The sequence below is a fragment of the Acidimicrobiia bacterium genome (assembly GCA_036396535.1).
GTDB lineage: Bacteria > Actinomycetota > Acidimicrobiia > Spongiisociales > UBA5794 > DASWKR01.
The window spans coordinates 20,833-34,251 of the sequence record DASWKR010000065.1 but is presented as its reverse complement, the minus strand read 5'-3'; the positions used below and the strand labels follow the sequence as shown (position 1 = coordinate 34,251).

Here is a 13,419-nt window from a genome sequence, read left to right as displayed (position 1 = left end):
AACCATGCAAGACCGTCAGCAGAGAGCACGACAGATCGATGCCACGTGGAGCGCACCACGGTTCGCCGGCGCGCAGCGGGACTACACAGCCGACGACGTCGTCGGGCTCCAGGGGTCGTTCGCCGTCGAGCACACGGTCGGCAGGCGGGGCGCCGAACGATTGTGGCGCCTGCTGGGCGAGCGCGACTACGTCAACGCCCTGGGGGCGATGTCGGGTGGCCAGGCGGTCCAGATGGTGCGGGCGGGCCTCGAGGCGATCTACCTGTCGGGCTGGCAGGTGGCGGCCGACGCCAATGTCTCCGAAGAGGTGTACCCCGACCAGTCCCTCTACCCGGTGTCGAGCGCCCCGGCCTTGGTGCGCCGCATCAACAATGCCCTCAGGAGGGCGGATCAGATCGCCTTCGTCGAGGGCTCGGACGACGTCGACTGGATGGTGCCGATCGTCGCCGATGCCGAGGCCGGCTTCGGAGGTGCCCTCAACGCCTTCGAGCTGACGAAGAGCTTCATCGCCGCCGGTGCGGCCGCCGTCCATTTCGAGGACCAGCTCGCCTCCGAGAAGAAGTGCGGCCACATGGGCGGCAAGGTGCTCGTTCCGACGAGCCAGCACGTGAGGACACTGACGGCTGCCAGGCTGGCGGCAGACGTGATGGACACGCCGACCGTGATCGTCGCCAGGACGGACTCGCTGGCGGCGACACTGCTCACGAGCGACGTCGATGAGAGAGATCGCGAGTTCGTGACAGGATCACGAACGGCCGAGGGATTCTTCGAGGTCCGCAACGGCATGGAGTCCGCCATCGCCCGCGGGCTCGCATACGCCCCGTACGCCGACCTCGTCTGGTGCGAGACGTCGCGGCCCGACCTGGCCGAGGCGGAGCGCTTCGCGGAGGCGATCCTCTCGCAGCACGCGACGAAGCTGCTGGCCTACAACTGCTCGCCGTCGTTCAACTGGAGGCGCCACCTCGACGACGAGGCGATCGCCACGTTCCAGAAGGAGCTGGGGGCGATGGGATACCGCTTCCAGTTCATCACGCTCGCCGGGTTCCACGCCCTCAACGCCTCGATGTTCGACCTCGCCAGCCGCTACGCCGCCTCCGGCATGTCGGCCTACGTCGAGCTGCAAGAGTCGGAGTTCGCCATGGAAGAGCGTGGCTACACCGCCACGCGCCACCAGCGCGAGGTCGGGGCCGGATACTTCGACCGGGTCGCCCAGGTCGTCAGCGCCGGCACGGCGTCGACGCTGGCGCTCGCCGGATCCACCGAGCAGCAGCAGTTCTAGTCGGCGCTCCGGGCGCCGACGAAGGAACCGATATCCAGGCCGCGCCGTACTCCCCTCGAACCTCTAGGGAAGGAGACGGTTCATGAGGAGGAGACTCATCGTCGGCCTCGCGCTCCTCGGCTTGCTCGCCGCCGCCGCGATCCCGGCCATCGCCGCCATCGACGGGCCGGAGACCAATGCCAAGGTGCGCATCGCCACGCTGACCGGCGACGGGGAGACGGCCGACATCGACTCGGACGGCGTCGGAGTCGCCACCGTCACGATCGACAGGCGCAAGAAGGTGCTCTGCTACGACATCTCGATCACGGGCGTGACGCCGATCGCATTCCACATCCATGATGGGGCTGCGGGCGTCGACGGGCCCATCGTGGTCGACTTCACGGCATTCGGACAGGCAGTGAAAAAGCAGAGCAGGGGCTGCACGCGCGATGTCGCCAAGCCGCTGCTCCGCGATATCCAGCAGAACCCCGAGGACTACTACGTCAACATCCACTCCGACGCATATCCGGGTGGCGAGCTGCGCGGCCAGCTCGACAAGTAACTCGACAAGTAGGCGGCCCTGATCACGTAGGTGGGCGGCGCGCACCGGTGCCGCCCACCTGCGCGTCCGCATGGCGGCTCCCGGCTACGCTTCCGTCGCAGTGCACCGATACCAGGCGAAGCTCACGGCGGTCGCTGCTGCCGCCCTCATCGTCGGTCTGGCCCTCCCGGCAGGCGCCCACCCAGAAGGCGGCGCCCGCCAAGTCGAGTTCGGAGTCGACGCGGCTCGCATGACGAGCAGCATCGCCCGCAACGCCCTCTCCCGCGTGCTCGAGTCGGCTTCGATGTCATACACGCGATGCGAAGGCGGCTTCGCCGGCAGCTATCCGTGTCTCGGCGTCGACATGCTCTCCCATCTGCCGCTTCCCTCGATGGGCGGCGGAGAGGGCAACGACATCTGGGGCTGGACAGACGAAGCGTCCGGCCGCGAGTTCGCCATCGTCGGTCGCTCGACCGGCACCTCGTTCGTCGAGGTCACCAAGCCCACGGATCCCGTCTACCTCGGGAGCCTGCCGCCTCACGCCACCTCCTCGATCTGGCGTGACATCAAGGTGTACGAGGACCACGCCTACATCGTGAGCGAGGCGGCATCCTCGGGGTTGCAGTACTTCGACCTGACCGAGCTCCTCGACGTCGGCTCACCGCCGGTGACGTTCTCGGAGAGCGGCCACCTCAACGGGTTCTCGAACGCCCACAACATCGCCGTGAACGAGGAAACCGGGTACGCCTACGTCATCGGTTCGAGCCAATGCTCCGGCGGCCTCTACATGGTGAGCCTCGCCGATCCTTCGAGCCCGGCATTCTCCGGGTGCTACTCGGCTGACGGCTACACGCACGACGTCCAGTGCGTCGTGTACCGGGGGCCGGACACCGCCCACGCCGGCAAGGAGCTGTGCTTCGCCTCGAACGAGGACACGCTCACGATCGTCGACGTCACCGACAAGTCGAGCCCGATCCAGCTCGCCAGGAGGGCATACCCGGGCGCCTCGTACACGCACCAGGGGTGGCTGACTGACAACCACAGGTATTTCCTCCTCGACGACGAGGCGGATGAGATGTTCTCGGGGGTGAAGACGACGACCTACATCTGGGACGTGCGCGACGTCGACGACCCGGCCGTCCTCGACACCCACAGGTCGTGGGTCAATGCCATCGACCACAACCAGTACGTCGCCGACGGCCACACCTATCAGGCCAACTACCGGGCAGGGCTCCGGGTGCTGTCCCTCAAAGGTGTCGCCGGCGGCGACCTCACCGAGGTCGGGTACTTCGACGTCTGGCCGGCAGACAACGCCGCGCAGTTCAACGGCGCGTGGAGTGTCTACCCGTTCTTCGAGAGCGGGGTGGTCGTCGTGAACGGGATCGAGCAGGGTCTCTTCGTCCTGTTCCCCGGCGCAGCCCGCCACGCGGTTACGACGATCGACCTCGACGACCGCAGCAGGCCGCTGCCTGGCCCGCACTGGAGGGCCCGAGCCAAGATCAATGTGGTCGACGAGGACGGCGACCCGGTCGCCGGTGCCGAGGTCCGTGTGCGCTTCTCGAACGGCCGTGACCGGGGATGCGTGACCGACGAGGCGGGCAAGTGCATCGTGAAGACGCGCATCCAGTCCCGCGACAAGGTCGAGGTGCGCGTGAAGGGAATCGTCGACCCAGGCTCCTACTACACGCCGTGGACCAACTCGGATCGCGACGGCGGCACGAACGGCTCGGTGATCCAACTGCTCAGGGTTTGAAGTATTGAGCCTGCGGCGTAGCAATTTCTGACCCAACGTCGGTTACCTCCCCAATGACCGCAACCTTGGACAGGGCGACGCGCCGGCCGGGCGGCTCCGGCATGCTCCGCGACCTCGTCGACGCCAGGGCCGCGGGGCTCGCTTTGGGCGATGACCCGATCTGGGTCGACCATGGCGAGCGGGTCGGCGACGTCGCAGCCGTGATCGCGGCGCGAATGGGCTTCGACGAAGAGGCGATCGATCGGCTTCGGATCGCTTCCTCGCTCCACGACATCGGCAAGTTTGCGATCGCGGAGACCGTCGTCCGCAAGCCACGCCCCCTCGACGGTGCCGAATGGGCGCAGATGCGCCTCCACCCGATCCACGGCTACTGGATGTTGCGGAGCCGGGTCGACCGCGAGGTCGCCATGACGGTGCTCACCCACCACGAGCGGTTCGACGGCAAGGGTTACCCGTTCGGACTCGAAGGCGCCCAGATCCCCATGCCGGCCCGGATCATCTCGGTCGTCGACGCGTACGACGCCATCGTCTGCGAGCGGCCCTACAGCCCGGCCCAGGCGAGCGAGCGGGCGATCGAGGAGATCGCAGCCGGGGCGGGGTCGCAGTTCGATCCCCTCGTCGCCGAGGTGTTCCTGGCCTCGATCGATCAGTGACGGCGTAGTCCTCTCGGGCTGCCCTGTCACGCCCGTGGCGACACCCTCGGTACCATCGGCCCACGTTCTCCCGAGATCAGGGTGTCCATGGCGTTCGGTGAGCAGTTCGATGACGTCCTCGAAGCCGCCCGGGCGGGCGCCGAGTGGGCGTGGTCGATCCTGTACGACGAGCTCTCCCCCAAGCTCCACGGGTACTTACGGGTCCGAGGTGCCGTCGATGCCGAGAACCTGGTCGGCGAGGTCTTCCTCCAGGTCGCCCGGAACATCGAGACGTTCGACGGCACCGAGCGCAACTTCCACTCGTGGGTCTTCATGGTGGCTCACAGCCGCCTCATCGACGAGCGCCGGGCCCGCACCCGCCGGCCGGAGCAGCTCGTCGAGACCGAGAAGCTGACGGGGGTCGTCTCGGCAGACGACACGGAGCGGGCCGCTCTCGATCGAATCGACGACGGCCTGCTGAGGACGCTCTTCTCGGAGCTCACCCCCGACCAGCGAGATGTGCTCATGCTGCGCATCATCGGCGGCCTCACGCTCGAGGAGACGTCCCGGGCGCTCGGCAAGCGCATCGGGGCGATCACTGCGCTGCAGCGGAGGGCTCTGGGGGCGATCCGCAGGAAGCTCGACAACGAGGGCGTAGCACGATGAGCGATCGCGTCGGTAACGACGACATGAAGTGGTTGTTCGGAGGTCCGGACGACGCGGCGCTCGAGAGCGCAATCCGCGGTTCGGCTTCGGCCGATCCGGCTCTCGCCCTTCTCGTCGAACGGGTCCGGGCCAGTTCCGAACAGCCCCTGTCGGGCGCAGCCAAAGCGACGCACGTCGCCCAGGCTGCCATGGCTGCACGACAGGTTGCTGTTAGAGCGGGGGACGCCGCAGCACCCGTCGTGCAGCCAGCGCCCCGGCGGAGGCGTCTCGCCTACGCCGGGGTCACGTCGGGCTTCGTTATCAAGTTCCTCTTCGGCGCCATGGCGCTCGCCACCGTCACGGGTGGCGCGGCTGCCGCCACGGGCAACCTGCCGACCGGGTGGCAGAACGCAGTCGCCGGTGTCGTCGAGCACGTGGGCATTCGCATCCCTCAGGCCGAGGCGACGGCGGGCGCCACTGTCACCACCGCCGGGACGAATCCACCGGCGGCAGTCCCCGGCGTCTCCACGACCGTCACCTCCGTCGTCGACGACGAAGGCGAGCGAGCCGACGAATACGCCCTGGCGGTCGCCGCCTGGACCCAGTGCGTCAAGGACCGCGAGAAGGCGGAAGACGGCATGCCAACGCCGCAGGAGTCGTGCGGCGACCACCCCGACCCGCATGACTACGGGCTGCCGGCCGACCCGCCGGGACGGCCGGATGATCCAAGCCGGGACGGCGCGCCGGGTCAGCAGGACGACGAAGCGCCCGGCGGGTCCGGCGACGCTCCGGGTCGCTCCGATGATCCGCCCGGCAATCGCGGCGGGAACGGTGACGACGACTCCGGGACCGGCAATGCCGGAGGCGGCGGCAATGCCGGAGGCGGCGGCAATGGAGCCGGCGGCAATGGCGGCGGCAACGCCAACCCCGGCGGGCAGGACAGTGGCCGGGAGCTCCCCAACCGCTGACCGACAAGGTCGAGACCCCTCGGGCGCTGCTCCGCCGTGAGAGTCATGCCGACGCCGTCTGCGTGACTCGCGGCGCCGGAAGCTCCGAGAGCAGCTCGACGAGCACATCGTCGACCCCGACCCCGTCCGCCAGGGCCTCGAACCACATGATGATCCGATGGTTGAGCACGTCGTACGCCATGCGTAGACGTCCGGAGGCAGGGCGTGCGTGCGTCGGCGCAGCATGGCGAGTGCTTTGGCGCCTCGCACCATGGCGGCAGGCCAGATACATCCCCGGTCTCACCCCAGCGGGTTGGCCTTGGGGTGGATGCCGTCTTCCGTGACCATCGCAGGGTCGGCGCCCGGCCCCCTCGGCAGCCACAGGACGAATGTTGCGCCGACGCCGGGCTGCGACTCGACCGTGATGAGCCCGGAGTGCGACTCGGCTACCTGGCGGGCGATGTCGAGCCCGAGACCGGCGCGTAGCTCGCTGCCCAGGCTCGATGCATCCCCGGACCAATGCCTCCTGAACATCGTGGCGTGCTGCTCCTCGGCGATGCCTGGTCCCTCGTCCGAGACGCCGATCCACGCCCACCCGTCGACCGCCCCCGTTCCGATCCGCAACTGGCGGTTCGGCGGCGACAGCCGCACCGCGTTGCCGATGAGGTTCCCGACCGCTCGTTTCACCGAGACGTCGTCGACGGTCGCCGAGACGTGATCGAGGTCGCACTCCAGGGCGAGCCTGTGCTCCTCGATGACGGCCCGGTGCTCCTCGACGACCTCACCGGTCAGATCGGCGAGATCCGCCTCGATGAGCTGCGACTCCGGGATCTGGCTGCGGGCGAACATGAGGAGATCGTCGACCGTCCTCGAGGTGCGCTCGACGTTGCGCCGCACCACCTCTGCCGTCCTCCTGAGCGTCGCCGCGTCCGCCGCGTCGTCGGCCAGGGCGACGTCGAGGCTGACGGCCATCACGGCGAGTGGGTTGCGCAACTCGTGCGACGTGTCCTGGACGAAGCTCCGCTGGCGATCGATGCCGGCCTCGATCCGGTCGAGCATGCCGTCGAACGTGTCTGCGAGCTGCTTCAGCTCGTCGTCGGGACCCTCGAGATCGATCCGTTGCGAGAGATCGGTCGACTGGATGTCCTGAGCGACCTTGGTGATCTTGCCGATCGGAGCGAAGGCCCTGTTGGCTACCAGCCACCCGATCCCGATGCTGACGGGGAACATCCCGAGCAGCGCCAGCAGCGAGTAGCGGCGCAAGTCCTCACGCGCCCTGGCGTTGACGAGCTGCTCGAGGGTCACCATCCGACCGCGGACGGTCTCCTCGATCCTGACGATGGCGCCGTTCGGGGCGACGAACGTGCGGAACTGCGTCTGCTGGGACACCGGCTGGTCGGCCAGCGACCGGGAGAGGGCGACGTTGACACCGAAGACCACGAGGAAGGCGAGTCCGAAGACGACGACCGAGTACGTCAGGGCGAGCCGAAACCGGACGGATCTCATCCAAGCGGGCAGCTTCATCGCATGTCCCGCAGCCGGTAACCGGCCCCGACGACGGTCTCGATCGAGTCATCGGCGCCCGCCTCCTTCAGCTTGCGCCTCAGGTTGCTGACCGTCACCCTCACTGTGTTGGTGAATGGGTCGACGTGCTCGTCCCACACGTGGTCGAGCAGTCGTTCGGCACTGAGGACCTCGCCGGGGTGGAGCATGAAGAACCGCAGCAGGGCGAACTCCTTGGCCGTGAGCGCAAGCTCGACGCCGTCGTGGCTCGCTTCGAGGCGAGCGGCGTCGAGCTCCAGCTTGGCGAGGCGGAGAACGGCGCCGTTCGATCCGACGTCCCGCCTGAGCAGGGCTCTCACCCTGGCGAGCAGCTCGGCGAAGGCGAACGACTTGACGAGGTAGTCGTCGGCGCCGACGTCGAGTCCGGCGACTCGATCTTCCAGACGGTCCCGGGCGGTCAACATGAGGACACGCGGCCCCGGCTCGTCCGTCACCGTCTGGGAGCGAACGGCGCGGGCGATGTCCCGGCCGTCCATGTCGGGCAGTCCGAGGTCGAGCGTCACCAGGTCGTAGGGGCTCGTCGCCAGGCGCTCGACCGCCTCGTCGCCGCGGGTGGCGACGTCGACGGCATAGCCTTCGCGGCGGAGTCCGACCGCGAGGGCCTCGGCGAGCTCCGGCTCGTCCTCGACGACCAAGATCCGCATGGCTGTGCTCCCCTGCTGTCGCCGCACACGGTACCGGCACGCAGCTAAACGGGGTCTAAACGACCGTCTCTCCCGTTCCGGCGTCCCCCCATCGCACATACGCGACGCAGGGACGCAAGAACGGAGGGGGCCACCCGCCCTCCCGTTCCGGCGTCCCCCGATCGAACATACGCGGCGCAGGGACGCAAGAACGGAGGGCGGGAGCTGTATCTTCCCCGGGGTGCGCCTCATCGCCGTCATCGTCGCCGCGGCCGTGGCAACTGCGTGCTCCGGGGACGACGTGCTCACGGTGCCGCCCCCCGAGGTGGTCGTCCCTCCCCTCGTCGAGGATGCCGGCACGGAGGTGACCGTCACCAGGGTGCTCGACGGGGACTCGTTCGAGGCTGTGGTGGCGGACGAGGATCTCGAGGTGCGCCTGCTCGACGTGAACGCGCCGGAAGGCGGGGAATGCCATGGAGACGAGTCGCGCGATGCGCTCGCCGGACTGATCGACGAGAGGACCATCGAGGTCGTCCCCGCCGTCGAGGAGGCTCAGCGCGACGAGTTCGGCCGTCATCTCGTTGCCGCCTTCGTCGACGGCATCGAGGTGAACGCCAGGCTGGTCGCCGGCGGAGACGCCCTCGCAATGGGAGGGCGCACCGGACGCTATGCCGAGCTCGGCGATCAGGCGGCCGCAGCCGGCCTCGGGATGTGGGGGATCGACGCCTGCGGGGACATCCCCCCTGCGGTCTTCGTCGCCGACGTCGCCTTCGACCCGGAAGGCCCGGACGGCGACGTCATGAACGACGAGTGGGTGAGGATCGAGTCGGCCGAGGAGCGCCCGGTCGACCTCGGTGGGTGGACCTTGCGCGACGAGTCGACGAGCAACCGCTTCGTCTTCCCCGACGGGACATCGATCGAGCCCGGGCGATCCTTGGTCATCCGCACCGGGTGCGGCGACGACACCGAGGACGAGCTCTTCTGGTGCTCCGCCCTACCCGTGTGGTCGAACGGCGGGGACACCGTGATGTTGCAGGACCCGGCCGGCACGATGGCCGACCGGGTCCCTTATGGCGTCTGAGCGGATGTTACGAGGCGGCCGCGTCGAGGACGCGGGTGCCCTGCCTGACCTGCCACTCGACGACGTTGTCGGCCGTCGACTGCTTCATCCTGACCGAGAAGGCGAACCCCTCGAGGTCAGTGGTGTCGCCGCCCCAGGAGTGCGCCTGGTGGGTGCCGAACGACACCGACACGAGCACCTCACCGTCACCGTCGAGGCCGACGAGGCGATACGGGCCGGGGTTCGGAGCGATCGGACGGGCGGACACTTCCTCCGCCGTCAGGATCGTCGCCGTCGCCGTCTCCGGATCGGCCTTCTCGTGGCCGCCGCCGAACACGTTGCCCGTGAAGGCCACCACCGCCTCGTCGTCGGCGATCGGCAGCTCGTAGTGGTCGTAGTACCGGCGCCGGTCGAGGGCGTGTTGGTAGTTGTAGTCGCTGATGTGCGTCGGGTCGCAGTACGACATGATGTCGTAGTGCGTGTTCGGGTTGACCAGGTCGCCGCTGAAGATGTCGTACCCCCAGGAGCCGATGAACCCGTCGGCGTACGGGTAGTCCGGATCGACACCGGTCGGGACGGCGAAGCAACCCGGCCCGGTCGACGGGGCGTGCGCCAGCCCCAAGTTGTGGCCGAGCTCGTGGGCGACGACGACGGGGTCGTCGTAGCTCACGCTGGCGAGGAGCGCCTGTCCGTACGGCGAGTCCGTGTCGTAGTCCCAGTTCACCCAGGCGATGCCTGCGATGCCGCAGAACTGCCCGCCCGGGTTGTTCTCGGGACGCACGATGCTGGCGAAGAACTCGTCGGCCGCGCCGCTGGCGACCCACTCGGCCGTGATCTCGTTGAGGAGGTCCACCCAGTTGCCGGCGCAGTCGCCGGGGATCTGCTGGGAGTAGTTGTAGTTCGGCCCGACGCTCACGGCCTTCTTCCCGATCGGGAAGACCCGCTCGGTGTGCTTGAAGAGAGGATTCTTCGAGATGCTGGGCGCCGAGCTCCCGTCGACCCTGGTCGGCAGGAACGTCACGTCGATCTTGTCGGCCTTCTTGGTCTTGAGATCGAGCCAGCCGCTGCTCGGGTACCGGTTGTTCTTCTCGTCGGCCTCGAGGAACTTCGAGTTCGGGTCGACCTCGACGTAGATCTTCGTGCTCGGCGTCAGCCACGTGTTGTCGAACTCGTAGTTGAACGTCTTGCCGAGCTTGCTCTCCTTGGGGTTCGTCGGCGCATTGGCGGGCCCGTCGAGGTTGAACTTGCCCGACCCGTTGTTGTCGCGCCAGAAGACGGTCACCCGGGGACTGCCGACGCTCGCCTGGTTGGCGGCCACGAAGGCCCTGACGATGCCGACCCTGTCGGCGATGACGTCGGTCTTGTTCGGCTTCTTCGAGTCGACCGCCGGGACCGCCTGGTTGATGTAGAAGCGCTCCAGGTCGAAGTCGATCGGGTTCCGCTCGCACGACGTCTCGTCCTCGGCCTTGCAGCGGTCGTCCCCGGCGTTGCCCTTGGCGACGTCGTCCGGGCCCGGCCCGCCGATGAGCGTGTCGTCTCCGGCGCCGCCGACGATCTCGTCGGTGCCTTTGCCCCCGTCGATGCTGTCGTTGCCGCCCTCACCGAACAGTTTGTCGTTGCCGGCGGCGCCCTCGATCCAATCGGCGCCGTCGCCGCCGCAAATGGTGTCGTTGCCGCCCTTGCCGAGGACCGTGTCGTCTCCGTCCCTGGCCACGATGACGTCGTTGCCGCCGGTGCCCACCAGGACGTCGTCGCCGTTCGTCCCGACGATCGTCGCCACCTTCCCGTCACACTTGACGGCTGCGGCTGCGACCGCGGGGGACGAGATGAATGCGATCGAGGCGCCCATCGCCATCACGGCGACGAGAATCACGAGTGGACGCCGTCGCGGCGTCGAAGTCACGTCAAGCACGCTGGTTTCCTCCCTTTTCGACCGCGCACGCGGCCACCCTGGTCCTGTGCCGATCTATCGGCACCCCGCCTGCTCTTTCTGAAGCCGGCCCCGCTGCGACGAGCGCTCACTCCTCGGGGAGCGTGCAATCCTGACGCGCGTCCCCGGAGCCGGCACCGCCCGGCCACGTGACGGGATCGTAGCTGGGTGCATCTCCGGTGTCGCCTGATTCGAGGAATCTCACGATGGCCCGATACACGCCTTCGGCGTAAGCGATCTTGAACTCGGTCGTGGCCAGCAGGGCCGCCTCGGACGGGTTGACGATGTACGCCCCTTCGGCGATCACGGTCGGCACCGTCGCCCTGCGGAGCAATCCGTAGTACTGAGGGTTGCCGTCCTGCTCGCTGAGCCGTGACTTCGCCCCGACCGGGTCCGTGCCGACCCAATCGGCGTCGAACGCCTCCAAGCTCCTCCTGAGCTCCTCGACGATGAGCGTCGCCAGGCGCCGCGACTCGGGAACGCTCGACTGGTAGTAGGCGTCGCTGCCCGGCACCTCGACCGAGATGTCGGCGCCGGCGTTGTTGTGGATCGACACCATCACCGAGGCGTTGGCTGCGTTGGCGAGGGCGGCGCGGTATGTGAGGCCGGCCTCGTAGTCGCCTCGGCTTCCCTTCCCCACCCGCGTCATGAGCACCCGGCCTGCCGCGACGATATCGTCGCCTGCGAGCACGCCTCCGTCCGCGGCGATCGCCCTCGGGGCTTCCAGCAGGTCGCGCACGAGGTGGGCGATCTCGAGGTTGACGGACTTCTCGGGTGTCCCGTCGGGGGCGCGGGCGCCGATGTTGGGTCCGCCGTGGCCCGGGTCGACGACGATGATCGCCTCTCCGAGGTCGAAGCCGATTCCCGGGTCCTGGGCCGGCGCCGGTGGCACGGCGCGCACTTCATCGGCGCGAACGAAGGCGGTCGTGTCGCAAGGCGTGACCACCGTGATGAGCTCGCCGTCCCATCCCGTCGCGGCGAGAGGGATGCCCCGGCGCAGCCGGGCGATCACGGGGCCGGCCGGACCCGCCAGAACATCCGCCCCGCCCCTGCGTGCGAACACGACGCCTTCCCCGCCGAAGACGGCCGCGGTCGTCGAGATGACCGCCTGCGTGGTCGTCGGGGCGGGGAGGGTCGTGCCCGCCGGCGGTTCCGAGGTGGGCGCAGATGTGGTGGCGGCCTCCCCCGGCGGCTCCACGACGGACACAGCCGTCGCCGCGGCGGCGGCCACGACGACCAGCGCTCCGGCGGCGTGCCACCACCTCACGGTTGCACTGGATCGACGCAGGCGTCCGTGTTGACGGTGCCGGCGTCGTCCGGGAACGGCTGCGGCGGGTTGATCGAGTCGCTCGAGTCGTCGGTGGTCAGGAAGCGGACGATCCCGCGGTAGACACCCTCCGCATACGCCTGCCTGAATGCCTCGGTCGCGATGAGCGCCTCCTCGGCGGGCTCGGAGATGTACGCCCCTTCGACGATGGCGGCCGGCATCTCCGCCCTGCGCAGCACGCCGTAGTAGTCGTCGCCTGTGGCCGGATCCGTCCTGGCGCGAGCGCCGAGCTCGTCGCCGCCCTGCCAGGCAGCATCGAAGGCGGCGAGGCTCCGGACCACTTCGTCGTACAGCAGGCCAGCCAGCCGATCGGAACCGTCGGAGCCGACTGAATAGAACACCTCCGTGCCCGGGTGGTCCAGCGTCCGCTTCGGCACGGTGTTGTTGTGGATCGAGACGAAGACATCGGCGCCTGCGCCGTTGGCGATGGCGGCCCGGTAGCCCAGCGACAGCTCGATGTCGCCATCGTTCGGCCCGCGCCGCTCCCTCGTCAGCCAGACGGCGCCGGCGGCGGCCACCGTGTCGCCGCTGCCGAGCTCCCCCGTCTCCCAGCCGACCTGCTGTGACGACAGCAGGAGTGAGCGAAGGCGCTCGGCGATGTCGAGGTTCGTGCCCTTCTCGGAGATGCTGTCGCCGACGCCTCCCCAGTCACGGCCGCCGTGCCCAGGGTCGACGACGATCGAGGCGGCGGTCAGGTCGAAGCCGGGGCCCGGTACCGCCCGGTCTGCTCGTTGGGTGATGTCGAGGTCGGCGCGCCGAGCCCAGGCGTCGCGCCCGCACGGCGTGATCGTGCGGACCCAACGGCCGTCGACTTCCTCGACGCCGAGGAGGACGCCCTCGTGCAAGACCATCGTCACCTCGCCGTTCTTCTCGGAGCTGATGGGAGCCCCACCGGCCGGGACGACGGCGAGCCCCGGTTCGTCGTCGGCGGCCCCCCCGGGGAGGGCCGCCGTCGGAGGGGCGGCGGATTCCCCGCCCGGGGCCGTCGCAGGCACCCCGGCGGCTCCGATGCCGACACCACGGGCGTCCCCCTCGAGGATCGCCGGATCGGTGGCGGCACACGCCGCCAAGACGAGGGCGACCGCGACGAAGGGCGCCTGCCGGTACGAGATCAGAGCCAAGGGATCGGATTATCCCATC

At 68.8% G+C, this 13,419-nt stretch carries 13 protein-coding genes; 7 read left to right on the top strand and 6 right to left on the bottom strand.

Annotated features, from left to right (window positions below; translation table 11 throughout):
• Positions 1 to 4 precede the first annotated feature (4 nt).
• The 6 genes from aceA (at position 5) to VGC47_11745 (ending at position 5,797) form a co-directional block, all read left to right on the top strand.
• Entirely contained in the window at positions 5 to 1,279 is a 1,275-nt protein-coding gene (gene aceA, locus VGC47_11770) for an isocitrate lyase (GenBank protein ID HEX9855980.1), read from the top strand.
• Positions 1,280 to 1,361: 82 nt separating this feature from the next.
• Positions 1,362 to 1,820 (top strand): CHRD domain-containing protein, encoded by a 459-nt coding sequence (locus tag VGC47_11765; protein ID HEX9855979.1) that lies wholly within the window; start codon positions 1,362 to 1,364, stop codon positions 1,818 to 1,820.
• Positions 1,821 to 1,920: 100 nt separating this feature from the next.
• Entirely contained in the window at positions 1,921 to 3,552 is a 1,632-nt protein-coding gene (locus VGC47_11760) for a choice-of-anchor B family protein (protein ID HEX9855978.1), read from the top strand.
• A gap of 53 nt (positions 3,553 to 3,605) precedes the next feature.
• Complete coding sequence (locus VGC47_11755) at positions 3,606 to 4,205, top strand: HD domain-containing phosphohydrolase (GenBank protein HEX9855977.1); 600 nt, start codon at positions 3,606 to 3,608, stop codon at positions 4,203 to 4,205.
• An 87-nt stretch (positions 4,206 to 4,292) separates the two neighbouring features.
• Positions 4,293 to 4,850 carry an RNA polymerase sigma factor gene (locus VGC47_11750; protein HEX9855976.1) on the top strand — a complete coding sequence of 186 codons (558 nt, stop codon included), beginning with the start codon at positions 4,293 to 4,295 and terminating at the stop codon, positions 4,848 to 4,850.
• Positions 4,847 to 5,797, top strand: a complete 951-nt coding sequence (locus VGC47_11745; GenBank protein HEX9855975.1) for a hypothetical protein — start codon at positions 4,847 to 4,849, stop codon at positions 5,795 to 5,797. Before VGC47_11750 ends, VGC47_11745 begins: the two co-directional genes overlap by 4 nt.
• Before the next feature lie 43 nt (positions 5,798 to 5,840).
• Here the strand turns inward: VGC47_11745 and VGC47_11740 are convergent, their stop codons facing one another.
• From VGC47_11740 to VGC47_11730, 3 genes are all read right to left on the bottom strand, one after another.
• On the bottom strand, positions 5,841 to 5,978 hold the full coding sequence (locus VGC47_11740) for a hypothetical protein (GenBank protein ID HEX9855974.1): 138 nt from the start codon (positions 5,976 to 5,978) through the stop codon (positions 5,841 to 5,843).
• Positions 5,979 to 6,076: 98 nt separating this feature from the next.
• The gene (locus VGC47_11735; protein ID HEX9855973.1) at positions 6,077 to 7,300 is read right to left on the bottom strand and encodes a HAMP domain-containing sensor histidine kinase; all 1,224 of its coding nucleotides are present in this window, start codon (positions 7,298 to 7,300) and stop codon (positions 6,077 to 6,079) included.
• Positions 7,297 to 7,983 carry a response regulator transcription factor gene (locus VGC47_11730; GenBank protein HEX9855972.1) on the bottom strand — a complete coding sequence of 229 codons (687 nt, stop codon included), beginning with the start codon at positions 7,981 to 7,983 and terminating at the stop codon, positions 7,297 to 7,299. Before VGC47_11730 ends, VGC47_11735 begins: the two co-directional genes overlap by 4 nt.
• 220 nt (positions 7,984 to 8,203) lie before the next feature.
• Between VGC47_11730 and VGC47_11725 the strand changes: the two genes are divergently transcribed.
• A complete protein-coding gene (locus VGC47_11725; GenBank protein ID HEX9855971.1) occupies positions 8,204 to 9,043 on the top strand; it encodes a lamin tail domain-containing protein in 840 nt (279 codons plus the stop codon).
• A gap of 7 nt (positions 9,044 to 9,050) precedes the next feature.
• Here VGC47_11725 and VGC47_11720 read toward each other — a convergent pair whose 3' ends face one another.
• The 3 genes from VGC47_11720 to VGC47_11710 all read right to left on the bottom strand — a co-directional run bounded on the left by VGC47_11720 (position 9,051) and on the right by VGC47_11710 (position 13,400).
• Positions 9,051 to 10,934 (bottom strand): hypothetical protein, encoded by a 1,884-nt coding sequence (locus VGC47_11720; protein ID HEX9855970.1) that lies wholly within the window; start codon positions 10,932 to 10,934, stop codon positions 9,051 to 9,053.
• Positions 10,935 to 11,040: 106 nt separating this feature from the next.
• Entirely contained in the window at positions 11,041 to 12,219 is a 1,179-nt protein-coding gene (locus VGC47_11715) for an N-acetylmuramoyl-L-alanine amidase (GenBank protein ID HEX9855969.1), read from the bottom strand.
• A complete protein-coding gene (locus VGC47_11710; GenBank protein HEX9855968.1) occupies positions 12,216 to 13,400 on the bottom strand; it encodes an N-acetylmuramoyl-L-alanine amidase in 1,185 nt (394 codons plus the stop codon). The genes VGC47_11715 and VGC47_11710 overlap by 4 nt, the downstream gene beginning before the upstream one ends.
• Positions 13,401 to 13,419 lie beyond the last annotated feature (19 nt).